At 41.2% G+C, this 23486-nt stretch carries 27 protein-coding genes; 9 read left to right on the forward strand and 18 right to left on the reverse strand.

Translation table 11 applies throughout. From position 1 onward, the window contains the following. The first annotated feature begins 135 nt into the window (after positions 1-135). On the forward strand, positions 136-1101 hold the full coding sequence (gene cse15, locus PUN35_RS06915) for a spore protein Cse15 (RefSeq protein ID WP_014479669.1): 966 nt from the start codon (positions 136-138) through the stop codon (positions 1099-1101). 112 nt (positions 1102-1213) lie between these two features. After that, a protein-coding gene (locus PUN35_RS06920; RefSeq protein WP_087614160.1) for an IS3 family transposase occupies positions 1214-2364 on the forward strand; the annotation gives its coding sequence in 2 pieces (ribosomal slippage) (positions 1214-1487 and positions 1487-2364; 1152 coding nt in all). Positions 2365-2431: 67 nt separating this feature from the next. Here PUN35_RS06920 and rok read toward each other — a convergent pair. From rok to ahpA, 3 genes are all read right to left on the reverse strand, one after another. Then, positions 2432-3007, reverse strand: a complete 576-nt coding sequence (rok, locus tag PUN35_RS06925) for a transcriptional regulator Rok (RefSeq protein ID WP_003232378.1) — start codon at positions 3005-3007, stop codon at positions 2432-2434. A 465-nt stretch (positions 3008-3472) separates the two neighbouring features. After that, positions 3473-3919, reverse strand: coding sequence for a thiol-disulfide oxidoreductase YkuV (ykuV, locus tag PUN35_RS06930; RefSeq protein ID WP_014479665.1), 447 nt, complete (start codon positions 3917-3919; stop codon positions 3473-3475). 69 nt (positions 3920-3988) lie between these two features. Beyond that, a complete protein-coding gene (gene ahpA, locus PUN35_RS06935) occupies positions 3989-4531 on the reverse strand; it encodes a biofilm-specific peroxidase AhpA (protein ID WP_003245371.1) in 543 nt (180 codons plus the stop codon). A 236-nt stretch (positions 4532-4767) separates the two neighbouring features. Between ahpA and mscT the strand changes: the two genes are divergently transcribed. Further along, positions 4768-5571, forward strand: a complete 804-nt coding sequence (mscT, locus tag PUN35_RS06940; RefSeq protein WP_003244994.1) for a small-conductance mechanosensitive channel protein MscT — start codon at positions 4768-4770, stop codon at positions 5569-5571. A 36-nt stretch (positions 5572-5607) separates the two neighbouring features. Here the strand turns inward: mscT and PUN35_RS06945 are convergent, their stop codons facing one another. The 13 genes from PUN35_RS06945 to fadH all read right to left on the reverse strand — a co-directional run bounded on the left by PUN35_RS06945 (position 5608) and on the right by fadH (position 15345). Next, the gene (locus tag PUN35_RS06945) at positions 5608-5853 is read right to left on the reverse strand and encodes a YkuS family protein (RefSeq protein WP_003232382.1); all 246 of its coding nucleotides are present in this window, start codon (positions 5851-5853) and stop codon (positions 5608-5610) included. A gap of 61 nt (positions 5854-5914) precedes the next feature. Next, positions 5915-7039 (reverse strand): N-acetyldiaminopimelate deacetylase, encoded by a 1125-nt coding sequence (locus PUN35_RS06950; protein ID WP_014476668.1) that lies wholly within the window; start codon positions 7037-7039, stop codon positions 5915-5917. A gap of 69 nt (positions 7040-7108) precedes the next feature. After that, the gene (dapD, locus tag PUN35_RS06955; protein WP_003218680.1) at positions 7109-7819 is read right to left on the reverse strand and encodes a 2,3,4,5-tetrahydropyridine-2,6-dicarboxylate N-acetyltransferase; all 711 of its coding nucleotides are present in this window, start codon (positions 7817-7819) and stop codon (positions 7109-7111) included. Positions 7820-7923: 104 nt separating this feature from the next. Continuing rightward, positions 7924-8379 (reverse strand): flavodoxin, encoded by a 456-nt coding sequence (locus tag PUN35_RS06960; protein WP_014479663.1) that lies wholly within the window; start codon positions 8377-8379, stop codon positions 7924-7926. A 15-nt stretch (positions 8380-8394) separates the two neighbouring features. After that, positions 8395-9288, reverse strand: coding sequence for a WD40/YVTN/BNR-like repeat-containing protein (locus PUN35_RS06965; protein WP_014479662.1), 894 nt, complete (start codon positions 9286-9288; stop codon positions 8395-8397). Then, the gene (locus tag PUN35_RS06970; RefSeq protein ID WP_014479661.1) at positions 9278-9754 is read right to left on the reverse strand and encodes a flavodoxin; all 477 of its coding nucleotides are present in this window, start codon (positions 9752-9754) and stop codon (positions 9278-9280) included. Before PUN35_RS06970 ends, PUN35_RS06965 begins: the two co-directional genes overlap by 11 nt. A gap of 111 nt (positions 9755-9865) precedes the next feature. Beyond that, complete coding sequence (ccpC, locus tag PUN35_RS06975; protein ID WP_014479660.1) at positions 9866-10747, reverse strand: transcriptional regulator CcpC; 882 nt, start codon at positions 10745-10747, stop codon at positions 9866-9868. A 146-nt stretch (positions 10748-10893) separates the two neighbouring features. Further along, the gene (cbpB, locus tag PUN35_RS06980; RefSeq protein WP_014479659.1) at positions 10894-11337 is read right to left on the reverse strand and encodes a cyclic-di-AMP-binding protein CbpB; all 444 of its coding nucleotides are present in this window, start codon (positions 11335-11337) and stop codon (positions 10894-10896) included. Positions 11338-11474: 137 nt separating this feature from the next. Continuing rightward, complete coding sequence (abbA, locus tag PUN35_RS06985) at positions 11475-11672, reverse strand: AbrB antirepressor AbbA (RefSeq protein ID WP_010886502.1); 198 nt, start codon at positions 11670-11672, stop codon at positions 11475-11477. 133 nt (positions 11673-11805) lie between these two features. Further along, positions 11806-12324: a ribonuclease H-like YkuK family protein gene (locus PUN35_RS06990; RefSeq protein WP_003232389.1), complete on the reverse strand. Its 519-nt coding sequence runs from the start codon at positions 12322-12324 to the stop codon at positions 11806-11808. Between the two features lie 109 nt (positions 12325-12433). After that, the gene (locus tag PUN35_RS06995) at positions 12434-12673 is read right to left on the reverse strand and encodes a YkuJ family protein (RefSeq protein WP_003218671.1); all 240 of its coding nucleotides are present in this window, start codon (positions 12671-12673) and stop codon (positions 12434-12436) included. A gap of 620 nt (positions 12674-13293) precedes the next feature. Then, a complete protein-coding gene (locus PUN35_RS07000; RefSeq protein ID WP_003232391.1) occupies positions 13294-14517 on the reverse strand; it encodes an EAL domain-containing protein in 1224 nt (407 codons plus the stop codon). A gap of 63 nt (positions 14518-14580) precedes the next feature. Continuing rightward, positions 14581-15345 (reverse strand): 2,4-dienoyl-CoA reductase, encoded by a 765-nt coding sequence (fadH, locus tag PUN35_RS07005; RefSeq protein ID WP_003232398.1) that lies wholly within the window; start codon positions 15343-15345, stop codon positions 14581-14583. A gap of 142 nt (positions 15346-15487) precedes the next feature. Between fadH and PUN35_RS07010 the strand changes: the two genes are divergently transcribed. The 4 genes from PUN35_RS07010 (at position 15488) to PUN35_RS07025 (ending at position 18857) form a co-directional block, all read left to right on the forward strand. Then, on the forward strand, positions 15488-16348 hold the full coding sequence (locus PUN35_RS07010) for a metallophosphoesterase (RefSeq protein WP_003232400.1): 861 nt from the start codon (positions 15488-15490) through the stop codon (positions 16346-16348). A gap of 56 nt (positions 16349-16404) precedes the next feature. After that, positions 16405-16899, forward strand: a complete 495-nt coding sequence (locus tag PUN35_RS07015) for a L,D-transpeptidase family protein (protein WP_072174092.1) — start codon at positions 16405-16407, stop codon at positions 16897-16899. A gap of 75 nt (positions 16900-16974) precedes the next feature. Then, on the forward strand, positions 16975-18267 hold the full coding sequence (locus PUN35_RS07020; protein ID WP_014479656.1) for an MFS transporter: 1293 nt from the start codon (positions 16975-16977) through the stop codon (positions 18265-18267). A 125-nt stretch (positions 18268-18392) separates the two neighbouring features. After that, the gene (locus tag PUN35_RS07025; protein ID WP_003232406.1) at positions 18393-18857 is read left to right on the forward strand and encodes a YkyB family protein; all 465 of its coding nucleotides are present in this window, start codon (positions 18393-18395) and stop codon (positions 18855-18857) included. Positions 18858-18900: 43 nt separating this feature from the next. On the opposite strand, the gene cheV is transcribed toward PUN35_RS07025, so the two are convergent. Further along, on the reverse strand, positions 18901-19812 hold the full coding sequence (gene cheV, locus PUN35_RS07030; protein WP_014476655.1) for a chemotaxis protein CheV: 912 nt from the start codon (positions 19810-19812) through the stop codon (positions 18901-18903). Positions 19813-20015: 203 nt separating this feature from the next. Between cheV and PUN35_RS07035 the strand changes: the two genes are divergently transcribed. Both PUN35_RS07035 and PUN35_RS07040 read left to right on the forward strand, forming a co-directional pair. Continuing rightward, complete coding sequence (locus PUN35_RS07035) at positions 20016-20177, forward strand: hypothetical protein (RefSeq protein ID WP_003245246.1); 162 nt, start codon at positions 20016-20018, stop codon at positions 20175-20177. Between the two features lie 201 nt (positions 20178-20378). Beyond that, positions 20379-21560, forward strand: a complete 1182-nt coding sequence (locus PUN35_RS07040; RefSeq protein WP_014479654.1) for an aminotransferase A — start codon at positions 20379-20381, stop codon at positions 21558-21560. On the opposite strand, the gene kinA is transcribed toward PUN35_RS07040, so the two are convergent. After that, positions 21557-23386, reverse strand: coding sequence for a sporulation histidine kinase KinA (gene kinA, locus PUN35_RS07045; protein ID WP_014479653.1), 1830 nt, complete (start codon positions 23384-23386; stop codon positions 21557-21559). The genes PUN35_RS07040 and kinA overlap by 4 nt on opposite strands. Positions 23387-23486 lie beyond the last annotated feature (100 nt).

Raw genomic sequence — 23486 nt, forward strand, 5'->3', positions numbered from 1 at the left:
TCATCTCACCTCTAGTTTCGTTAAAAGCATAGCAAAAGCAAAGGCTCAACGCTACTGCTTGTCTGTTTATTAAAGAGGAATAGCTGTTCAGTATTTGCATATTGTAGTGTTAACATCATGAGGGAGATGGTTCGAATGAAAAGATCAGGTCCTTTTTTCCACGACGTGTCTCAGGAGAACCTTTATTTAAAATCCGAGCTTTCAAGGTGCCATAAGCTGATTGCTGAACTTGAAGCAAGCTACTTTCATCAGAAAAATAACAAACTGCTCAAAGAAAATACCGATATGAAAGAAAAACTCCAGCAGCTGTCTGCCGAATTAACACATATGTCAACAAAAGAAAAACATGCCTCCCACACCAGCCAAACCCTGCACCAAATAAGAGCTGAACTGCTTGATAAAATCGTTGTTTTGCAGGAGCTTCTATCTGCTGAAACCTTTAAACGCAGAGCCGAAATCGAAGAAAAACATAAACTTCATATTGCGAAAGTCAAAATCGAAGAAGAAAATAAAAATCTTCATAAACGGATCAGCGAACTTCAAGCCTCGATTGAGCAGGAACAAAATGCACTGCTTCAGGCAAAACAGCAAGCCGAATTGATAAAAGCCGAAAACGGGCGTCTAAAAAAGCAAATGGTAGAAAAAGAATATCAGCTAAAACATATTAAAATAGAAGTTGATCATATGAAAGATCGAATCATAGAAACGAAAGAAAGACTGCTAGACATAGAAAAAACGAAAGAAAAATTATTTCACGAAACTATTATATCGTATAAACGGCAGCTTGATGAAAGCGATGCCTGGATTGCTTCTCATTTTGCCGATATTGATGGCGGCACGAAACAAAAAGAAAAAACGGAAGAAGAAGCTCCAGCGGTCTACGCGCAGCCAAATCATGTAGAGACTATCCTTGAAGATGTCACCAAACAGATACATGTGCTTCAAAAACAGCTTGCCCGCGCCCAATCATCAGACCAGGCCAAGAGCCATACAATCGAAGAGCTGAAAAACAGAGCCGCTGAAGAAAAGCCTTATCAAAAGTGGGTGTATAAGCTTAATCTTGAAAAAGAAAACAAACCTTCACAGAAAAAACCTCAATAAAAAAACTGCTTGAGCGATGGGACTGACCCCATAAGATGAGACAAATAAAAACACCTTCAAGTTTGAATACGGATGATTGTTATCCGAAATTAGACTTGGAGGTGTTTTTTCTATGGGGACAAGAGTGAGTTATCCGGTTGAAGTGAAACAGAAGGCTGTAGAAATGAGATTGGCAGGCGTACCTATGAAAGAGATCATGCAGGAGTTGAATATCAAAAATAATACGCAGATTAAGACATGGGTCAGATGGTATAAGGCTGGTGATACACATCGATTTGAACAGCCTGTTGGTAAGCAATACACTTATGGAAAAGGTCCGGAGTATTCTTCCGAATTAGAGAAACTGCAGGCAGAGAATCGATATCTGAGACAACAGAATGAAGTGTTAAAAAAGTACAACGAATTGGAAAGGAAGTTGATAGCCAAACGTCAGTCGAACTTGTAGAAGAATTGCACAGCACAATGACCGTGCAGGATATCTGTATTCATTTAGGTATCTCTCGCTCGTCTTATTATCGTTGGAAGAAGAATCTGAAGAAAGATCATCCCAAGCGCCATTTAGAAAAACAAATCGGCACGTTGTGCCGAGAGCACCAGTATCGATATGGATATCGAAAAATCACAGCTATATTAAAAAAGAGAATGTGTATTAACCATAAAACGGTTCAGCGTATTATGCAGAAAAATCAGTGGCAGTGCCGGGTTAAGGTGAAAAAGCGCAAGAAGAATGGGCAGCCATATGCCGTGGTCGACAATATATTAGATAGGAACTTTCAGTCTGATCATCCTCTTGAAAAACTAGTAACAGACATCACGTATTTGCCTTATGGACAGAAACAATTGTACCTTTCCAGTATATTGGATGTATATAATGGAGAAGTGATTGCTTTTACGATTGGAGATAAGCAGGACACAGACTTTGTCTTACACACACTTGATCAACTGCCAACACTGCCTGAGAACTGCGTGTTACATAGTGACCAAGGATCTGTGTATACATCTTACGAGTATCAGAAAGCTGTTAAAACAAAAGGCATTACCATGAGCATGTCCCGCAAAGGGACACCCGCTGATAATGCCTCCATCGAATCGTTTCATTCCTCACTAAAGTCTGAAACGTTCTATCTTAACAGCATTGATCGAACCACGACCGCCATCGTAGAACGCACTGTCATAGAATACATTCATTATTATAACAATATTCGTATTCAAACGAAACTAAACAACCAATCACCGATAAATTATCGGCAATTGGCTGTTTAAAAGGTGTTTTGATCCCTGTCTCAAAAACGGGGGTCAGTCCCCGATGCCAAGCAGTTTTTCTTTATATTTATTCATTTGCTGATTCTGCAGATTCGATTTCACCCTCTAAAATGTACTGCCCGCGATATGGCTTTTTCACTTCCGGGTACATTTTAATTAAGCTTTGCATAAATGTTGTCATATTAGGGATTTCAAGACCGCTTTCTTTTTCAATCTCTTTTTGAAGCTCCGAGCTCTTAATCGCCGCGTTGTGGCGTTTTAATGTTTTAATAGCAGCTTCACGCAGCTTAGCTGCTTTTGATCCCGGTCTTGCCGTTCCTCTTCTTCTTCGTGTTGTTCCGTCTGGTATACCGGCAGGAAGAGAGGAAATAGATTGAAGCTGAGGCTGAACAGACTGCTGCTGTGATTGCGGCTGATAGCTTCTGATTTCCTGAGCCGCAAGCTCAGCGAGAACCGGCAGAGAGTCAGGTTTTTTTTCAGAACGGAAATCCTTTTTGATTTCGGAAGGGCTTCCATTTCTGTCCAGCTCTCTTAATTTTGCGTATATTTTATCACGTTCAATTTGATATTCACGAATGACTTTCACTTCAGCTTCATTTAATTGTTCTAACCGCAAGCGCAAAGCTTCTCTTTCATTAAACATTCCTCAATGTACCCCCTATCAAAATTAACATCTTTAATTAAGATATTAGATTACAAAAGTAATTTTATCAACTATTATTTTAGCATTTTACTATTATATTTACTCTATGAAAAATTCCTTATTTTCTGAAAATTTTTTATTTTTCAAAAGAGTCCTTTATTCTCAAGGGATTAAGGGGCTTTCTAGTTTATTTGGTATAATGTTGAAAATATATATTTTACTTACTTCTTTAAAGAAATTTAGTGTAATATCTACAATTTTCGAGTTATGAGATATGAGATTTATCTAAAATTGAGGAAAAACATCAAAAATTAGCTGTGTTTTCTAGCGTATCAATCAAACAAACCATCAATTCCTATACCCAAATTTGGAAAAATAAGCTTCTTACTCTTCTTCCATTGCTTTTTGCACAAATAAAAAACCTGATGTGATCAGGTTTTTAGGAAATACTATTTAGTCAGATACCTATTCCGTTTCAGCCAGAACGCGGTTCACACGTTTTTCAAGCATTTTCATACCGCTCCCGCCGGCTTGGAAGTGACGGAGCTGTCCTGTTTTATCAAACACATAATATGCAGGTACATATTCATTTTCAAATGAATCGGTTAAAGCATGGTCACTGTCAACAAAAATCGGCTGAGTGATATCGTGTTCAGCAGCTGTTTCTTTAATTTTACCAAGGTCAAGATCATCTTCGGAACGGGGCATGTGTACAGCTACAACATTCAGCTGATCTTGATATTTATCACGAAATTCATTCACTTGCGGCATCGCTTCTTTGCACAAGTGGCAGCTGATGGACCAGAAATGAATAAGCGTCGGCTTTTCCCCAATCAATTGCTCTCTCGTCACTTCACCATTTAACCAAGCTTTTTCTCCCGTCAATTCCGGCATGGGCTGACGTAATTTCATTGCTTTTCCCTCCTATTTAACAGAGTGGCCTAACGAATATGCTAGACCGCTTTTCGTTCTTGGAAAGAATTAAAGTGTTTTTTGGCCTGGTTTCCAGTTAGCCGGACAGAGTCCGCCAGTTTGCAGCGCCTGGAGAACACGAAGCGTTTCATCAACATCACGCCCAATATTGTTATGGAAAACAGTTTGATATTGAAGCTCCCCTTCAGGATTAATAATAAACAATCCGCGCAAAGCCACACCTTCTTCTTCGATTAAAACGCCATATTCCCGGGATACCTCATGGTTTGTATCAGCAGCAAGCGGGTATTTCAGCTGGCCAAGACCGTTTTCTTTGCGGTCTGTATTGATCCAAGCTAAATGAGTATGGATGGTATCAGTTGAAACCCCGATGACTTCTGCATCAAGATCTTCGAACTCGTCATAGCGGTCAGACATTGCTGTAATTTCTGTGGGACAAACAAAAGTGAAATCCATTGGATAGAAGAATAGCACTGTCCATTTGTCGTTTTTCATGTTTTCCTCAAGACTTACTTTGCCGAATTCTTTGCTTGCAAGGACTGCTTCCATTTCAAAACGAGGAGCTTGTTTACCTACCATACGTTCTGCCATATGTATCCCTCCAATTTATTGTTTGGCTTAAAGGTCAAAATCGCATGAAAATAAAGGGTGATTAACCATTTTTAGTTATATTGCAATGCCATTATATAAAAGCAGATTTCCTGAGTCAATTTTTAACAAATCATGTATGTCTTTGGCTTCGACATTTTTGAATAAAACGTTTAACATGGTCATGTACAGGGTAACTAGTCTCAATGTGCAGCAATCAATTAGAAAAGGAGCTCAACATGGACTTTATTAAACAATATGATTGGGCGGGACTGATTACAAATGCCGGTGTTCTGCTCATTAAACTCGCCATTATGATATTGCTCTATTTTATCGTTCGATCATTAGGCATGAAAATCATTAAACATCTGTTTGCAAAATTCGAGGAGCAGAATAGCTTGTCTATCGGACGTGCACATACGCTCCGAAGCCTGACTCTTAACATATTTGCTTATACTTTGATTTTTATATTCTTCGTCATGGTTCTAGATTTGTTTCATTATGATCCAAGCGCTCTTTTAGCGGGGGCAGGAATCGTCGGCCTGGCTGTCGGATTTGGCGCCCAAGGGCTTGTCAGTGACATCGTGACAGGTTTTTTTATTTTGCTTGAGAAACAATTGGATGTCGGAGATTATATTACCGTTTCCACCTTTGACGGAATTGTCGAGCAGGTTGGCTTAAGAACAACTCAAATCCGCAGCTTTGACGGAACATTGCATTACATCCCCAACAGAAACATCACAAACGTAAGCAATCATTCTCGTGGTACCATGCAGGCTCTTGTTGATATTAAAGTGCCGGCTGAAAGAAACATTGATGAAATGATTCATATTTTACAGCAGGTTTGTGATGAGACGGCAGCGGCTCTTCCACAAATAAAAGAAGGCCCAAATGTCATCGGGATTCAAGAACTGGGGACTTCTGAAATTGTGATCAGGGTCATTGCCAAAACAGAAAATATGGAACAGTGGCGAGTCGAACGAGTGTTGAGAAAAGAAATAAAGAACGCGTTCGACCGCGCTTTCCCTAAAGAAACAGAATAAATAAAAGAACCGAAGCTTTTTGCTTCGGTTTTTATATTACTGAATTCTGCTTTCAACTTCGCTGCAAATTTCTTCAGCCGTCATCCCGGAAGCTGTAATGACAGGTGCTTGTGTTACCGTATCGGCTATCCCTTGCACATTATTATCAAGACCTGTTACGACACAGCAGTCACAGCCTTGAGCATCAGCAGGGCTTTTCATCATTACAACGTCATATCCTTTTTCTTTTAAAGCAGCTTCTACATCTGATAATGATTGTTCAATTCCTATTTTTTTAGCCATTTTTGAACACCTCCGTTTACTAGAGTGCTCATTTTATGGAATTTTATTCTTTCATTTGTACTTAATTGGCATAAACAGAAAAATAACCTGTCATGACATTAACCGCTGTTTCTATCGCATTTTCATCGGGATTCAGCTTAGCATGATGAAGCCCATGTTCAGAATCAGCGCCGAGCCAGAACATGAAGCCGGGATATTTTTTCAGCATATAGCCAAAATCCTCCCCAGTCATTGCTTCTTTTGCTTCAATTACAGTCGCCAGTTGATGTTCAGCAACAAAAGACATAAATTCTTCTGTTAATCCGCTCGTATTGTAAACTTGGTGATAGACAGACGGATATGTCACTTTTCCTTTGCAGCGGAATCCGATTTCGATTCCTTTCACTACATCTTCAATCCGTTCCTTTACTTGTTTCATCGATTCTTCAGAAAGCGTGCGGATCGTGCCTTCCAGGTGGGCCGTTTCCGCAATGATATTTTGTGCCGAGCCTCCGGTAATGGTACCAACTGTAATAACAGCACTGTCTAGCGGATCTGTGTTTCTAGAGATAATCGTTTGCAGCTGGGTGACAAGTGTACTTGCTGCTACAACCATATCCTCAGCCAAATGCGGATATGCCGCATGTCCCCCTTTGCCTTCCAGATCGATGACTAGCTCTGATGTATTCGCAAATAGAAGGCCGCTTTTTGTCGCAATGGTGCCTACCGGAAGCTCTGGAGCAATATGAAGGGCAGTGATGAAATCAGGCTGCCATTTTTTTAATACATCGCTCTCAAGCATTGGTTCCGCACCGCCAGGCCCTTCCTCTGCCGGCTGAAACAGAAAAAGCAAATCATGTTTGACTGGGTGGTGAACAAAATGATCAATAATGCCGAGTGCAATTGTCATATGCAAATCGTGACCGCAGGCGTGCATGTTGCCGTGATGCTCTGATGCGAATGGAAGACCAGTTTGCTCTTCTATAGAAAGCGCATCGATATCCGCTCTGTATGCCAGCATTTTTTCCGGCGCCGTCCCGTTCACTTTTACAAAAAGCCCTGTTCGCCATTTCTCAATTTCAATTCTGTCTTGCGGATATTGTTCCAAGACATGTAATAAATACTGCTGGGTTTTGAACTCCTGAAATCCAAGCTCCGGTATACGATGCAGATCTCTGCGAATTGCGATGAGCTCCTCTTTCTTCATTTCTATTCCTCCTGCCTATACGAATAAGGCGTGGATATATTATCCACGCCTTTTTTATCAAACTTTTCCTTACAGCTGGCGTAATTCCTGCTTGATTTCAGTTTTGCCTTTTGTTTTTTCATCAATGTCTTTGATTTTTTTAGCTGGTGTGCCTGCAACGACAGTGTATGGCTCAACGTCGTTTACCACGATCGCGCCCGCAGCAACAACAGCTCCTTTACCTACTGTTACGCCTTCAAGCACAACAGCATTTGCGCCGATTACGACGTCGTCTTCAATCACAACCGGTTTAGCGGATGGCGGCTCAATAACGCCCGCAAGTACAGAACCCGCGCCGATATGGCAGTTTTTTCCAACAGTAGCTCGTCCGCCAAGCACAACGTTCATATCAATCATTGTGCCTTCGCCGATGACTGAACCGATATTAATAGAAGCACCCATCATGATGACTGCGTTATCACCGATTTCAACTTGGTCGCGGATGATCGCGCCCGGCTCGATACGCGCTTTGATGTTTTTAAGATCAAGCATTGGGATCGCAGAATTGCGGCGGTCATTTTCAACCACATAGTCTTCGATTTTGCTTTGGTTTTCTTCGATTGCTGTTTGGATTTCGCTCCACTCACCGAAAACGACACCAGTGTTTCCGTTGATAAAAGCTTTCGCAGATTCGCCGAAATTGATTCCTTCCAGCTCACCTTTCACGTAAACCTTTACAGGTGTTGATTTTGTACTATTTTGAATAAATGAAATAATTTCATTTGCGTCCATCATTTTCATATGTATAGTCCTCCTCCTGATTTTCTACCTCATTACTGTATCAAAGGAAAGATACAAAGACAAGAAAAAAAGGAACAGCCGTTTTAGCAGTTCCCAGTGAGTGATCAGACAGCGCATCCGCTTTTCTTTGCGAATTGTCTCCCAAAGTTTATTAATTCTTCCTCTTCGTCACCTTCTGGATTATTTTCGATTTTTACCGAAGGCAGCACAATGTCGCCACCGCATTCTTTTATTTTTGATTCGAGCGTATCAACCGCTCCGCAGAAAAATTCATATGCTGTATCACCAGAACCGAATACAGCGCATGTTTTACCGGAAAAATCAATCTCCTCCATGTCTTCAACAAGATCTAAAAATTCATCAGGCAGATCTCCGTCTCCCCACGTGTAGGTTCCCATTATGACATGGTCATAATCGGTAAACAGCTGGGCATCATCAATATCCATTGCTTCGAAACGGTCTACTTCTGCTTCCGCCTCCTGAAGCCCCTTTTCAATTAAATCTGCCATTGCTTCAGTGTTGCCTGACATTGTTGCATAAACAAGCAAAATCTTAGCCAATTCCTTGTTCCTCCTCTAATGAATCATTGCTGAAACTTCGTACGGCTGGACAAATTTACATTCATACAAGCCTGCGCAAAAGAAATTCTCTTTCTGATTGGCCACTCTCCATCCATGCCCCTTAATGGTATCGAACCATTTTAACGATCGGGCTTCGAGATCAGCCTGGTAAATTCTCGAAAAACCGTTTTCATCTTGTGTTGTAGTGACATATATAATGCCATCATCCTCTGAAAGATCAAGAAATGATTCTTCTATTCTGATCATGCTGGATTGAATGATGAATTCTTCACCATTCAAAAGATTCCGTACGGTGACAGCACCGTGCTTTCCTTTCACAGAACCCATCGCCGCCACCAGCCAATTTTCATTGAACACGAGCATGGATGCCGTCATCCGGTTTTTTTCTTTTTTGACAACTTGGACAGTGTCACGCTTAATGTCGTAAGCCCAAATGCCGCCAAAATATTCGTGTATTTGCGTGCCGATAAAAAGATTGCCCCCGTGAAGGCATAGCGACCGGATAACAGGGGGATTATGAAATTCGGCAAAAGGTTTGGCTACGCGCCATGAGACACCAAAATCATCCGATACATAAATACAATGCTTACCGTGGGCGCAGACAAACCCGTTGTTTCTGCCGATAATCGCCCACACTGTTGCATTTGTCGGAAAGCTCGACATCGTCCAGGTTTTCCCTTCATCAGCCGAACGAATGACTGTTCCCTTTTCACCAACGCCAAATAAGTAAGGCCCTATGTAGCTGATACAGTGTATCTTACTTTTCAAACGAAAAAGCTTTCTCCAGCCCTGCTCCAAAGAGTAATGAAAAATGCCTTCTCTTTGTACCGCCACAAAATATCCAGAAAACGCCGATGCCGTAACAGCGGTTGCCCCTTTATGAAACATGGATTTTTTCCTTGTTCATATAATCTGCCCATGCAAGAAAACCTCTCGCAAACGCTCGGCAGCTTTCCACATCTTCATCTGTTTCAGGCGCTAATTCAATTTTTAGTGTTTCCTGGTAAACAGCAGCTCCCGCCTCTTGCAGCATGACATTGAACAAATTCACCGCTTCGCAAAACTTTGGATAAGAATAATCGCCAGACCCGAAGCAGGCTGTTTTTAAACCATTAAGCTGAATCTGTTTGACCTCTTCGAAAAAATCCTCCGCTTCGTAGGGCAAATCGCCGTCCCCCCATGTATAGGTGCCAATCAGTACATAATCATAGGAGGTTAAACAAGACGCATCCATATCATCTATCTCGACACAATCGATATCCAACTCATATTCCTGAAGCGTATCTTTTATTATGAAGGCAATGTCTTCTGTATTTCCTGACATGCTGGCATATGTAATCAAGGCTTTAGCCATGTTATCATCCCATTAGTTGATAATGATTTTCAATATCATATGTATCACTTTAAATGATAATGATTTTCATTGTCAACAGATAAATAAAAAAAAGACAGCACCTCGCTGTCTTTAAAATGGATTTTCCTGATCCAGCATATCCTTTATCACTTGTACAAAAGCTTGAACTTGTTTCAGTTCAAAGGCAGGCTCATAGCCTAATAACCATGTATCCCGACCGATCGGATGCCCTTTCATGTCTAAAAGAGGCATTTTATTCACTTTATCTTCATTTTGAAGGGTAACAGACGGCAAAATGGCATAACCGATTCCGTGCAGCGCCATCTGTTTGCACGTTTCAATCTGATCAACCAATATCGTCTGTTTCGGCGACGTTTTAAATTTTTGATGCCACCAGTGCTGAATTTCCTGAAAATAAGTGCTATCACTTTTAAACTGGATAAACGGCCGTTCTGTATGGGCAATATCTTCGATGCAGGAAATTTCAGTATCCACTAAATACAGATGATCTGTCATTAAGTAATCTTTGCGCCCCTTCCACTCAGGGTTGCCTCTTATAATGCCGATATGAACCTGATCCTCATACAAGCTTTTCAGCATTTCGCTGCTCCACCCGGTTATGAGCGAGATCTTTGCATTCGGATACTTTTCAACATACGTCTTCAGGACTTTAGGGAGCCAATGCTGACCGATTATGGAGGCGACGGCAAGCTTCAATGTGCCGTGAATTTCACCTTCAAGCTCGTCAATATTTTCTCTTATTCTTTCCTGCTCTAATGTCACATCATTCGCAAACTGAATGATTTTCTCACCGGCGGGCGTTACCGTTAATCCTTTTTGAGATCTTAAAAAGATTTTTTTTCCCCACGCCTTTTCAATGGTTTGTAAGCGCTGAGATAAAGCCGGCTGAGATACAAAAAGCCGTTCTGCCGCCTTTCTCATATTTAATTCCTCAGCTAAAACTACGAGCATATGAAGCTCTTGAAGCTGCATGTCGTCCTCCTTTTTGTTATCAATAAGTTTTTCTTATCTCCCATTCTAATAAAATCTTAGTTTCTTATTCAAGCCCTATTCTCGTTTAAATTATGTATGCGCTTTCTTTTTCGCTCTGCCTATATAATAAAAATAGGCCGTACAGCCTACTTATTCAACGAGCGTATATGCTTATTCAATTCCTTTAAAACGACTCTTCTCGTAAAAATCCCTTCAAATACCTGCTCGTCATTTTCAACACAGACAAATCCGTTATTAATGACCATGCCGAATCCCTTCATAATCGGATCATTGATATGAAGGCGCGGAATGTCGGTCAGCATGACTTCCTCAACAGTGATTTGGTCAAGCTTTTCAAACTCAATTCGCTCAAGTCCAAAAATACTGTTCATGATCATATTTGTCCTGATTAAGCCATGTAAACGGTAGGAAGGATCCAGAACCGGGATGGCAGTGTATCCGGTTTTTGTCAATACTAATAATGCGTGCTCAAGGTTATTTCCGACTTGCACGTGCGCTACTTTGTCCGCCTCAATCATAAATTGTCCGACTGTTGCCTCAAGAAGTTGATCTGATTGTAAGCTTATCATGTTTTCGACCCCTTTTCATTTTCATCATCAATACATTCCCTATATTGCAATAATATAAACTTTATCAGTATTTGTCGAAAAGTTTCCTTTCAATAAAAAAGATACTCTTTGTGGAGTATCAATTATAGGGTGTCCCATTAATTTTCAAATCGAAATCGGTCGTATAGCGTTACAAGTTTTTTGTAGGTGGTTCCGTCAACGTTTTTGGTCCCTGTCTCTATATCGTTGATCTCACTGCTTAATAGCTCGATGGCATACTCATGGTTGATCAGGATATTCAGCAGAAGTTTTTGTTCTTCTTCTGTAAATCGTTCACCGATAAGACTCATTCGCAATCAGGCCCCCTGTTTTATACTGAATACCTCTGAAAGCAAGACAACTTACTTTCAGCTCTACCGCTAGAATAAGTAATCAGATAACAAACGGCAACCGCATAATTCGACATTTACCTTGGCTTTTTCAGCCAAATTATTTTGTGAAACGATTTGCATAGCTGAAGGCAGTGTATGAATCCGGCTTTATTTTGGCCTCAATCCCCATGGAGGTAATACGTCCAGTCATTTCCTGGATCAGATCTTTTGTAAGCCCTTTTTTCCCAATATCCAAGTGAACTTCAAAGGTAAGATCCGCCCCCTCACCGGTAAAGGGCAGGAGCAGATCGGTAATATCCATTAAGTGTCCATCAAGAATATGAGCGGCCGTTTCTTGGCTGTACGCCGTTTCTAACGAAATCTTCTCCCGAAGGCTATGTATGGGTCTGTCGACTGTATGATTTTTCAAGCAGCCCCAAGCTCCCTTGCCTGTACGATGCAAATGCAATGCGGTAATAAACTTTGTGTAATCGCGGTAAACCTGTGAATCGGTTCCGATCGATAACACATAAGAAGAACGGGGGTCCTTTTGAACAAAGGCTTTAAGCCGTTCCATCACATCTTGAAAGGTCATCTGTGCTTCTGAAAGATTATAAAACAGAAAAGAATCAGCCATCACGACACTCCTTTTCAAGGATTTACAACCATGAAACAAGTATGTTCCTTACCGTTTATTTCGATTACTTTTGCAAAGGCGGAAGCTTGTTCCCCCTATTTCAGGAATCTTACTGAAGAAGTTCAAAGATTTCGATGGAAACCATGTCGATATTATCAAACGGATATGTGTTAGGTTTTTCACCCTTTTGGAAAACCGTCAGTTCAAACGTTTGATTTTTTTCGAAATATTTAACACTGCATATTTTCTCACCATTCACTTCGAAATAGCGCTGCATTGGCTCGTTAGCCGCTTCCGCTGTTTCTTGCAGACTTTGCAGCCGTGTGATGATACCCATTAATTGTGACATTCTAAAAAAAGACTCCTTTCAAAAAGCAACTTCAAATCAACAAGTATTTATTATAATACAAGTTCTATTGAGCATCATACCATAAAGTCGGACAGGATGGCATTTTCACTGCTGAATTTAAGCAAAGAAAAAAAGTGAAAAAAACGATTTTTCTTTAGTTTGAGGCTTTTTTTGAATGTCATGCACACAATTATAATTTTTTTCGAATCTTTGGCAGCATTAAGAATGCCTTTTTGCAACTTTGTCAAAACCTTCTTTTGAATTTTATGGTGAAGTCCCGCGTGGCCATAATCAATGGGAGTCATGCTGGATAGAGGTAAACAACGGAACTGAACACCCGTGCAGCAGTGTCAGGGGTGTTCGGCACTGAATGTTTCTCCCCGTGTTAAACGTTTACCACTAGTTAGGTTTATTGTTTCATTGGATTGTCCTATGCTTTGACAAATAAAAAACTTGGCGGGGGTAGCGCCAAGTTTTTTCGGCTCTTGATCTGATAGAGGGGTTGGGGAACAGAGAGTAGCTTCTCTCTATAATTAAATGATAATGATTCTCAGTATCAATGTCAATCGTTTTTTGATATTTTTTTCAATTCATAAAAAAAAAAAACGGCCTTTCAGCCGTTAAATCAGTCCGTCCTGCTCATATAAATAAGAATAAGGCAAGTCTATAAATAAATACATCTGATCATCCATCGGATATGAAAACGTTCTGATCATTTCACCTGTTTCCAAATCACTGTACAGATCACTGAAAAAACCTTTTCTGAGATTTCTCATTCTCATAATGTTCTCCAGAAAATAAGGGCGCCAGCTCCAGTTCTTTTCCGCATATTCCGGCTGATAAATCCATTCTCCATCTTGCTTAAACACATTTCCCGTCAGCTGATCGCCTTCTTCATCACACATGTAAATCCTGAAGCTGCAATCTGTCAGCTCTTCCGCCAGCTTTTTAATAAAGTCATCATCAGAAGACAGATTGTTTTTTCTCAAAGAGGTCACAGCCTGATGCACTCGTTTGTAAAACTGTTCAGAGTGCTCATAGACGGTCTCCAGTTTCTTTTTCTCATGTGTGATAAATTGGTGAAATTCAGTTTTAAGTCTTTGTTTTAATACATCTCTCTCTAGAAACGTTTCAGATGGAGACACCAAGTAATAGCCCTGAAAATAACGGCCTCCGTTTCTCCAGGCGTACTGTAGCTGGAAGTTCGCCTCAATGTCTTCATACAATAGCGCCGCACCGATTTTTCTTGCTAATAAAGATATGCTGTACAGCACATGCTCATATGACGGTGACGGCTGTGACACTTTCAGCGCCTGCAAATCGATTTTTAACAGATCTGGTGAGAGCAGCGCGATTCTGTCCAAGTTGCTGCTTTCTTTTCCGATGTTGTCAACTGCGATTTTAATTCCGTATGTACGATAGTATGCAAGCATATGGTAGAGCTGCTCAATATCCCCTTCAAAATTGTGCTCTGTAATTTCAAGAACAAAACGGTGGAGTTCGATTCCCTTCGCTTCATATTCTTTCAGAAGCTCCAGAAAGCTTTCACCATGATCCAGCATCAGCAGATTGGCATCCTGATTCATAAAAATCAGCAGATCAGAATCCGCCTCTAAAAAGCGGTCAAGAGCCTGGCGGATAATTCTGTTATCAACCTCTAGTTTATATTCTTCGGGTATCCCCGCATCTAAAAAGAAGGGCCCGAGACTTTGGATTTCTGAATCTGCCAAAATTCGTCCAAGCACCTCATATCCGACAACCTTCTGCTCCTCGGCACTAAAAATCGCCTGGTAATATGGAAGGACATCATCAATGTTCGTTAAAATATCAAGTGGATCCAACATGTTATCACCTGCTTCTCTATCTTTGTCTGATTATACCACATTGAATCCAAAGATTAATATTCTTTAAAACGGATAAGGATTCAGCCATTGCCCCCCGTCCATTGTGATACAATCCCCGTTTATATAGGATGCTTCATCAGAAAGCAAAAACGCTGCCAAAGCGGCGATTTCCTCCGGTGTGCCCAATCGGCCGAGCGGCACACTGTTCATCGTGCGGGCCATCGCTTTTTCCGATTCAAATAGCTTCTCCGCACCGCCTGTTCGTTCAATCGGTCCGGGGGCTATCGCGTTTGTACGAATGCCGTATTTGCTCCCCCATTCAACGGCCAGCGTTCTTGTCAATGACAATACCCCCGCTTTGGCTGCAGCGGAATGAACGACCCCCGCTCCCGCTCCCCAAGCGTACGTGGCTGCCATATTTAAAATGACACCCTGCTGCTTCTGGTCAATCCAATGCCTTGCCGCTGCTTGGCTGCAAAAAAATGTGCCGTTTAAAACAATCTCAATAACGGCTTTCCATCCATTGGGCGTCAGCTTTTCTGCCGGACAAATAAAGTTTCCGGCCGCGTTGTTAATCAGCGCGTCAAGCCGGCCAAAGGCTTTTACCGCTTCTTTAATCATGTCTGAAGCGGCGGAATCGGAACGGACATCCATTTGAAAACAAGCGACCTGTCCCTCAAAGGTCTGAATTTCTTTTTTTGTTTCCTCAAGTGCCTCATGGTTCCTCCCTGTCACCATAACGTGCCACCCTAATTCAGCCTGTTTTTTTGCCATCGCTTTTCCCATGCCGCTTGACCCGCCGGTAATAATTACCGCCTTTTTTTCCATGTTTATCCCCCCTATTGTGAATGAGTATTCATTCAATAATATTCTATCATTATATCCCTGCCTCTGTCAGCACATGCTCATATGAGATTTTTATCAGATACAGATGATATAATAGAAAAACTCTATTAAAGGTTGGTTTGAAATGAAAAAGATGTCCAGAAGACAATTTCTAAAAGGAATGTTCGGCGCTCTTGCTGCCGGGGCTTTAACGGCCGGCGGGGGATATGGCTATGCCAGGTATCTCGAGCCGCATATGATCGAGACAACCGAACACACAATAAAAAGCTCTCTCATCCCGCACGGATTTGACGGTTTTAAAATCGTGCAGTTCAGCGATGCACACTTGAGTGATTACTTTACTCTCGAAGATTTAAAAACTGTCATTCTTACAATTAATGAATCTAAACCTGATCTCATTGTTTTTACAGGTGATATTATCGATAATCCTGATACGTACCAGCACCACCAGGCAGTCATTCCATTATTGAGAAAGCTTAATGCTCCCTTCGGCAAGCTTTGTATTTACGGCAATCATGATCACGGAGGCTATGGAACTGCCGTTTACAAAAGCCTGATGACGGCCGGAGGTTTCACGGTATATCGCAATGGCTATCAAACATTGTCACTCGCAGATGGCAGCAAAATCGAGATTGCTTCGCTTGATGACTTAATGCTGGGAAACCCAGATTATGAAGGCACCCTTTCAAGGCTGAGCGACAGACTTTTTTCCATTCTTCTCGTCCATGAACCTGATGCGGCCTTGAAAACAACAGATTATCCCGTGAACCTTCAGCTTTCCGGCCATACACACGGCGGCCAGATTCAGCTGCCTTTTTACGGACCGATTATTACGCCTCCATATGGAAAAGTCTACACAGAGGGAATGTATCAAACGGGCAGCACTCATATTTACGTAAACCGAGGCCTCGGGATGACCAGGCTGCCTTTGCGGTTTCTGGCCAAGCCTGAAATCACTGTCTTCACCTTAAAAAGCACAAATTAATGTAGCAGGATGGGCTCCTCATCAATACTTATAAGTAAAAAAGGAGGATGAGGAAACTGCTTACGTACCAGGTGAAGCAAGGTGATACACTGAACAGCATCGCGGCTGATTTCAGAATCAGCACGGCTGCATTACTCCAGGCTAATCCGTCACTGCAGGCAGGGCTCACCGCAGGACAGTCCATAGTCATCCCCGGACTGCCGGACCCTTATACAATTCCGTATCATATCGCAGTCTCAATCGGAGCGAAGACCCTTACGCTGTTCCTAAATAATCGGGTAATGAAAACCTATCCCATCGCCGTTGGTAAAATACTAACGCAAACGCCTACTGGCGAGTTTTACATTATTAACCGCCAGCGCAATCCCGGCGGCCCATTTGGCGCTTATTGGCTGAGCCTTTCAAAGCAGCACTACGGAATACATGGGACGAATAATCCCGCTTCGATTGGTAAGGCTGTTTCTAAAGGCTGCATTCGCATGCATAACAAAGACGTGATCGAACTTGCTTCAATTGTGCCAAACGGAACAAGAGTCACGATTAACCGGTAATGTTTTCTTATTTGTTTCAAAAACAGGCGGTTTATAATATGATAAAGTGGGACCTTTAGGGTAAGGAGCGTTTTTATGGATATATTTAAAAATCGTAATTTTGTTCGTCTATTTTTCGCAGCACTCGCTTCTCAAATGGGCACGACAGTAGGCAACATGGCCTTTGCTTTTTTTTTGCTGGACCGATTCAGCAGCCAGCCTTCATATACGACCTTGGCGGAGCTGATGTATTCTCTTCCGACCATATTTGTATTTCTGATCGTGGGAGTCGTCGCGGACCGGTTTGACAGAAAAAAGGTGGCAGAAAATTGTGATTGGATCAGAGCAGGCCTGACTGTCGTGCTTTTTTTCACTTTATTTACCGGCAATATTCCTCTTGTTTTTTGTATCTTATTTATCAGAAGCGCTGTAACAAAGTTTTTCTTTCCGGCAGAAAACAGTTTGGTACAAGCCATTCTGCCGAAGGAGCATTATGCGAAAGCGGCAGGGCTTAATCAGATGCTTTTTAGCATTTTTATGGTGTTTGGAGTCGGTATAGGCGCATTTATGTACAACACCATCGGTATTGAAGGCGCCATTATTCTTGATTTTGTCAGCTTTATCATTTCCGGGCTGCTCATCCGCAGCTGCCGGATTCCAAAAGAAGCCCGACAGCCAAACGGTGCATTCAGCTGGAGAAAGACTTCTGTTAAGGATTCAATAAATGACTTTAGAGAAGGCATCCTCTATATTTTAAAAAACAAATTGCTGGCATCTCTTATTTTTGGCTTCTTTATTTTTGGATTTGTCAATGGAGGATTCGCCGTATTGCCGATGTTTACAATGAAATATGGATTGGCGCCTGACCGTTATGAGTGGCATACGTCTGTATTTACGATCGCACTCGGGTTTGGGCTGCTGGCAGGCAGCGTAATCGGCACGATCATCTCTAAAAAAGTGAAGCCGCACTTTTTAATGTCGATACCGATTTTCATTGCAGGTTTGCTGATCTTCGTCCTCGGCTACACCAATATTTTATGGGTGTATTACGCGGCAGCTTTTGCACTGGGAATGTGCATCGGACCGATCAACATTGCAATCGGAGGCTGGATGCCCAAAATTGTTCATCCAAAACTGATGGGACGTGTAAGCGGCATGCAGGACCCTTTTATGATGTTTGCACAGTCTTTGACACTTGGCTTAGTCGCGCTGTTATTCCCTAAGTTTGTTTCAAACATTGATTATCTTTATTACGGCATGGGTGTTATTATCCTGCTCGTTTTTATTTTTTATTTTATTGCACTGCCAAAATACAGTGCTCAGGCTGTGGAAGTGAATGTTCAGGAAGCATTTCAAGAACAGCCGAAAAAGAAGGCAAGATCTGTATAATGCAGGTTAAAAATGCGCTTTTTTTCTTAGAAAAAAGCGCATTTTTACATTCAATATTTGCATTTCAACTTTAAAAAAGTATAATCTAAACATATAGAAATTGATAAGAGCAAAGGAGAGAAATAATGGACGACCATGCATATACGAAAGATCTGCAGCCAACCGTAGAAAATCTTTCAAAAGCAGTTTACACTGTGAACCGCCATGCAAAAACCGCCCCCAACCCTAAATACCTATATCTGCTGAAAAAACGGGCTTTGCAAAAGCTTGTCAAAGAAGGTAAAGGAAAGAAAATAGGGCTTCATTTTTCAAAAAATCCAAGGTTCAGCCAACAGCAATCGGACGTGCTTATCTCAATCGGAGACTACTATTTTCACATGCCTCCAACTAAAGAAGACTTCGAACATCTTCCGCATTTAGGTACACTTAATCAATCGTACCGAAATCCTAAAGCTCAAATGTCTTTAACAAAAGCGAAACACCTATTGCAAGAATATGTCGGCATGAAAGAAAAGCCGCTAGTGCCAAATCGCCAGCAGCCAGCTTACCATAAACCGGTCTTTAAAAAACTTGGCGAGAGTTACTTTTAAAATAAAAACAGCCGTGCCTCTTTCTGGCAACGGCTGTTTTTATTTATTCAATAACATACGTATCCACTTTTTTAATCAAATCACTGATCTCAGGCTTGCTGATTTGCTCATCTGCGCCTACAACTTCGCCGCGGTGACGCAGATCATCCGTAATTAACGATGAGAAAATCATAACCGGCACATCTGAGCTTTTCGGATTTTCCTTCAGCAGCTTTGTGAGCCTGTGTCCGTCCATTTTTGGCATTTCAATATCAGTGATGATCATATCAATCTGTTCTGATAAATCAGTTTCGTTTTCAGCAAGGTTCATAATGTATTCATATGCCTCTTTTCCATTTTCAAACGAAGCGATGTTGTTGTACCCTGCTTCTTTTAATTCATCCTGCAAGAGGCGCATCAAAAGCGGTGAGTCCTCTACAATGATAAGCTTTTTATCAGTTCTTCTTTCATCGAAGCCCTCGGTATGCATATTATACGTGTCAACACCTGAATCTGATTCAATGTCATAAATAATTTTTTCATAGTCAGGCAAAAAGATCATCAGGTCTTCGAGCTTAATAATCCCGGTAAGGTGCCGCTCCATTCCTTGATTTAACGATGTCGGCTTTTCAATCGCTTCCCAGGATACTCTGTGAATTTGAGAAACAGAGCCGACATGAAAAACAATTTTCCGTTTATTAAATTCAGTCACGATATATTTCTCATCTTTTGATCCTTCAGGCTCTACTCCAAAAAATGAGAAGAGACTGATCACAGGGAGGATTTCTCCTCTGAGTTTAATCATTCCTTCTACATGCTGATGGGAGTGAGGCACTGATGTCACCTCGACAGGCTGAATAATTTCTCTTACCTTCATGACGTTAATTCCGAAAGCATTTTCACCCACGCCAAACTTCACAATTTCTAATTCATTTGTACCAGAATCCAATAAAATTTCGTATTGTTGTAACGACAATTCAATCCCTCGCTATTCGCATTCAGTATTGTACTGTATATATCGGCGTAATTTGTAAAAAGTGAATGGCAGCTCTTCAAAATCAAATTCCGAAGGCAACAAGCCGCGTTCCTCAAAAAAGAAACTTTTTTCCTAATAACCATTGACTTTCCAACTAACAGTGATAAAATAGTCAAGGATTTTTCCAAAGAAGGGTGTAAATAATGGGTACCTTAGTAATATTTAAAGAAAACGAAATGACTGTTTTAGAGGATATCAGTGAAGAAACTTACCTGAATATGAAGAAAGAATCAGCTGACCTTCAAGAAGAGCATCCTCCGTATCTGATTTGGCACGAAGACCTTCATTTTGATTATGGCTATTAATGAAATTGGCACATATAAACAATAATAGAACATGATACAATAAAGACAATCAAATCGCTGGTTGTCTTCTTTTTTTCTGAAAAGAAAGGTATGTTTAGAAAAAAGGCGCATACAATCGAAATATATCAGTTAAAAAGGTGACAAATGATCAGCTAGTGGTAAAATAGGATAAACTCATTATATTTGTTAAGGTGATGAATTATGGAACATTTGCTGAATCCGAAAGCAAGAGAGATCGAAATTTCAGGAATACGCAAATTCTCGAATCTTGTAGCCCAACACGAAGACGTCATTTCACTTACAATCGGCCAGCCTGATTTTTTCACACCGCATCATGTGAAAGCTGCCGCAAAAAAAGCCATTGATGAAAACGTGACGTCATATACTCCGAATGCCGGCTACCTGGAGCTGAGACAAGCTGTGCAGCTTTATATGAAGAAAAAAGCGGATTTCAACTATGATGCTGAATCTGAAATTATCATCACAACAGGCGCAAGCCAAGCCATTGATGCTGCATTCCGGACGATTTTATCTCCCGGTGATGAAGTCATTATGCCAGGGCCTATTTATCCAGGCTATGAACCTATTATCAATTTGTGCGGGGCCAAGCCTGTCATTGTTGATACTACGTCACACGGCTTTAAGCTTACCGCCCGGCTGATTGAAGACGCTCTGACACCCAACACCAAGTGTGTCGTGCTTCCTTATCCGTCAAATCCTACCGGCGTGACTTTATCTGAAGAAGAACTGAAAAGCATTGCAGCCCTTTTAAAAGGCAGAAATGTCTTCGTATTGTCCGATGAAATATACAGTGAATTAACATATGACAGACCGCATTACTCCATCGCAAACCATTTGCGGGATCAAACAATTGTCATTAACGGCTTGTCAAAATCACACAGCATGACCGGTTGGAGAATTGGATTTTTATTTGCACCGAAAGACATTGCAAAGCACATTTTAAAGGTTCATCAATACAATGTATCGTGCGCCTCATCCATTTCTCAAAAAGCCGCGCTTGAAGCTGTCACAAACGGCTTTGACGATGCATTGATTATGAGAGAACAATACAAAAAACGTCTCGACTATGTTTATGACCGTCTTGTTTCCATGGGACTTGACGTAGTTAAACCGTCCGGTGCGTTTTATATCTTCCCTTCTATTAAATCATTTGGAATGACTTCATTTGATTTTAGTATGGCTCTTTTGGAAGACGCTGGTGTGGCACTCGTGCCGGGCAGCTCATTCTCAACATATGGTGAAGGATATGTAAGGCTGTCTTTTGCATGCTCAATGGACACGCTGAGAGAAGGCCTGGACCGTTTAGAATTATTTGTATTAAAAAAACGTGAAGCAATGCAGACGATAAACAACGGCGTTTAAGCCGTTGTTTTATTTTTTGGAAATGAAATTTTAAACGCTGTGCCTTTTTCAGGATGGCTGTCCACATGTATAACTCCCTGATGGTTTTCAATGATATTAAATGTCACCATTAATCCAAGCCCCGTACCTTTTTCTTTTGTTGTTAAAAATGGCTCTCCAATCCGGTTTAGTACCTTTTCAGGTATACCTTCCCCTTCGTCTTTGACAGTAACATGAACAGAATGCTCATCTTCGGTTATGATAATGTCTACTGTTCCCCCATCAGGCATTGATTCAACTGCATTTTTGATTAAATTAATGAATACCTGCTTTAATTGGTTTTGATCCCCGTTTATATAAATGCTGTCTTTTTCATAACTTGTTCTGATAAAAATGCCATTTAAATTCGCCTGCGTTTCTAACAGGGCTGAAACCTCACCAATTAATTTTTTCAAGTTCAAATATTCTTTGACAGCATTTTGCTGAGGTTTCGCCAGCATGAGCAATTCACTGAGTATTAATTCGATACGGCTGAGTTCAGAAAACACAATATCAAAGTAATGTTCGTTGCCTTCCATTGTCGGTTTCATCAGCTGTAAAAATCCTTTGATCGCTGTAAGAGGGTTGCGGATCTCATGGGCGATTCCCGCCGCGAGCTGCCCTGCGATTGATAATTTTTCCGATTTCAGCATCAATTCTTCTGTTTGTTTTCTCTCTGAGATATCCCGAAGAATGACCTGGACGGCCGCTTCACCAAAAAAGGTCGTCGGAATGCAGACCATCTCCGTATAGATGACCCTGTTCTGAAAGGTGAACCAGGATTGCTTGACAATTTCAGATTCTGTTTTTTGCTCGGCGATGTTTTGGATTCTCTCTTTTACATCCTCGTGATCGCAAGGATGCAGCTGATCGTATATGTTTTTGCCAATTAAATCCTCATATGTAGCCGCTTCAAACAGGGAAATTCCCGATTCATTCATAAACACCCATTTTCCATTGTGAATCACCGCAATGGTATCAATGGAATTTTGAATCAGCAGCTGATATCGTTCACGGCTTTTTTGCAGGATGGTTTGGAATTTTTTCCTTGAAGAGATATCGATCAGCAGCAGCTCAGCCTGCTGGTTTTTGTAGACGGTCGGGGATGCTTTCACTTCTAAATGAACAGGTGTGCCATCAAGCCTTTTCCACGTCTGTTCAATCATTCCGACTTCCATTCCTTTTTGCATTCGTATAATCCTGTTTTTCACGATATCATGATATTCTTCTTCAATAAATTCATAGGACCATTTTCCAATAATAGCATCCTTGCTTTTTGCTCCCAGCATTGAGAGCATCGCGCTGTTTACATAGACGATCTTGCCTTTGACACTGATGCATAGCGGACTCGGGAGATTTTCAACCAACCGTTCATAATCATCCGTTATATATGTAGTCGATTCCGGGCTTGCAGGTTCGATTTCATGTTTTTCGCAGTTTAGGGATTGATGGCCTGTTTCTTCTTCAAGAACCTTCATTTTCAAAATGATTTCCCGTTCTGTCCGCTCAGCTCTTGTCGTAACAATTTCTACCGCAGCCTCCACCCACACAATCGTATGATCTTTTTTAATAAAACGAAAGGTGCACGGCATCAGATGATGTTCATTATAAAAATAGCTTTCAACCAAAAATTGGTCTTCCTCATGCAGAAACGTTTTGAGGAATGATCCGATCATCTCTCCTTGGAGATAGCCCAAATGCAGTTTGGAGTTGGCAGATATATAAATGATGCGTCCATTAGAGGCCAAGACTGCATGAATATCGGTTTTTGTTTGAAGTGGTTTAACATGCTGCGTATCCTGTTCCACAGAATCCCTCCTTTGCATGATCATCGTGTTTCGACATATACAGATTGACTTTTACCTAGTATGATTCGCTAGAAAATGAGTATTCTCCTTCTATTCTTAT

It is taken from the genome of Bacillus sp. N3378-2at, from assembly GCF_033412715.1.
Classification (GTDB): Bacteria; Bacillota; Bacilli; order Bacillales; family Bacillaceae; genus Bacillus; species Bacillus subtilis.

Coding starts and splice junctions, on each gene's coding strand:
- cse15 (WP_014479669.1), top strand. CDS start 136: ATGAAAAGATCAGGTCCTTTTTTCCACGACGTGTCTCAGGAGAACCTT.
- rok (WP_003232378.1), bottom strand. CDS start 3,007: ATGTTTAATGAAAGAGAAGCTTTGCGCTTGCGGTTAGAACAATTAAAT.
- ykuV (WP_014479665.1), bottom strand. CDS start 3,919: ATGAAATTACGTCAGCCCATGCCGGAATTGACGGGAGAAAAAGCTTGG.
- ahpA (WP_003245371.1), bottom strand. CDS start 4,531: ATGGCAGAACGTATGGTAGGTAAACAAGCTCCTCGTTTTGAAATGGAA.
- mscT (WP_003244994.1), top strand. CDS start 4,768: ATGGACTTTATTAAACAATATGATTGGGCGGGACTGATTACAAATGCC.
- PUN35_RS06945 (WP_003232382.1), bottom strand. CDS start 5,853: ATGGCTAAAAAAATAGGAATTGAACAATCATTATCAGATGTAGAAGCT.
- PUN35_RS06950 (WP_014476668.1), bottom strand. CDS start 7,039: ATGAAGAAAGAGGAGCTCATCGCAATTCGCAGAGATCTGCATCGTATA.
- dapD (WP_003218680.1), bottom strand. CDS start 7,819: ATGAAAATGATGGACGCAAATGAAATTATTTCATTTATTCAAAATAGT.
- PUN35_RS06965 (WP_014479662.1), bottom strand. CDS start 9,288: ATGTTTCATAAAGGGGCAACCGCTGTTACGGCATCGGCGTTTTCTGGA.
- PUN35_RS06970 (WP_014479661.1), bottom strand. CDS start 9,754: ATGGCTAAAGCCTTGATTACATATGCCAGCATGTCAGGAAATACAGAA.
- ccpC (WP_014479660.1), bottom strand. CDS start 10,747: ATGCAGCTTCAAGAGCTTCATATGCTCGTAGTTTTAGCTGAGGAATTA.
- cbpB (WP_014479659.1), bottom strand. CDS start 11,337: ATGATAAGCTTACAATCAGATCAACTTCTTGAGGCAACAGTCGGACAA.
- PUN35_RS06990 (WP_003232389.1), bottom strand. CDS start 12,324: ATGGCTGATTCTTTTCTGTTTTATAATCTTTCAGAAGCACAGATGACC.
- PUN35_RS06995 (WP_003218671.1), bottom strand. CDS start 12,673: ATGTCACAATTAATGGGTATCATCACACGGCTGCAAAGTCTGCAAGAA.
- PUN35_RS07000 (WP_003232391.1), bottom strand. CDS start 14,517: ATGTTGGATCCACTTGATATTTTAACGAACATTGATGATGTCCTTCCA.
- fadH (WP_003232398.1), bottom strand. CDS start 15,345: ATGGAAAAAAAGGCGGTAATTATTACCGGCGGGTCAAGCGGCATGGGA.
- PUN35_RS07010 (WP_003232400.1), top strand. CDS start 15,488: ATGAAAAAGATGTCCAGAAGACAATTTCTAAAAGGAATGTTCGGCGCT.
- PUN35_RS07020 (WP_014479656.1), top strand. CDS start 16,975: ATGGATATATTTAAAAATCGTAATTTTGTTCGTCTATTTTTCGCAGCA.
- PUN35_RS07025 (WP_003232406.1), top strand. CDS start 18,393: ATGGACGACCATGCATATACGAAAGATCTGCAGCCAACCGTAGAAAAT.
- PUN35_RS07035 (WP_003245246.1), top strand. CDS start 20,016: ATGGGTACCTTAGTAATATTTAAAGAAAACGAAATGACTGTTTTAGAG.
- PUN35_RS07040 (WP_014479654.1), top strand. CDS start 20,379: ATGGAACATTTGCTGAATCCGAAAGCAAGAGAGATCGAAATTTCAGGA.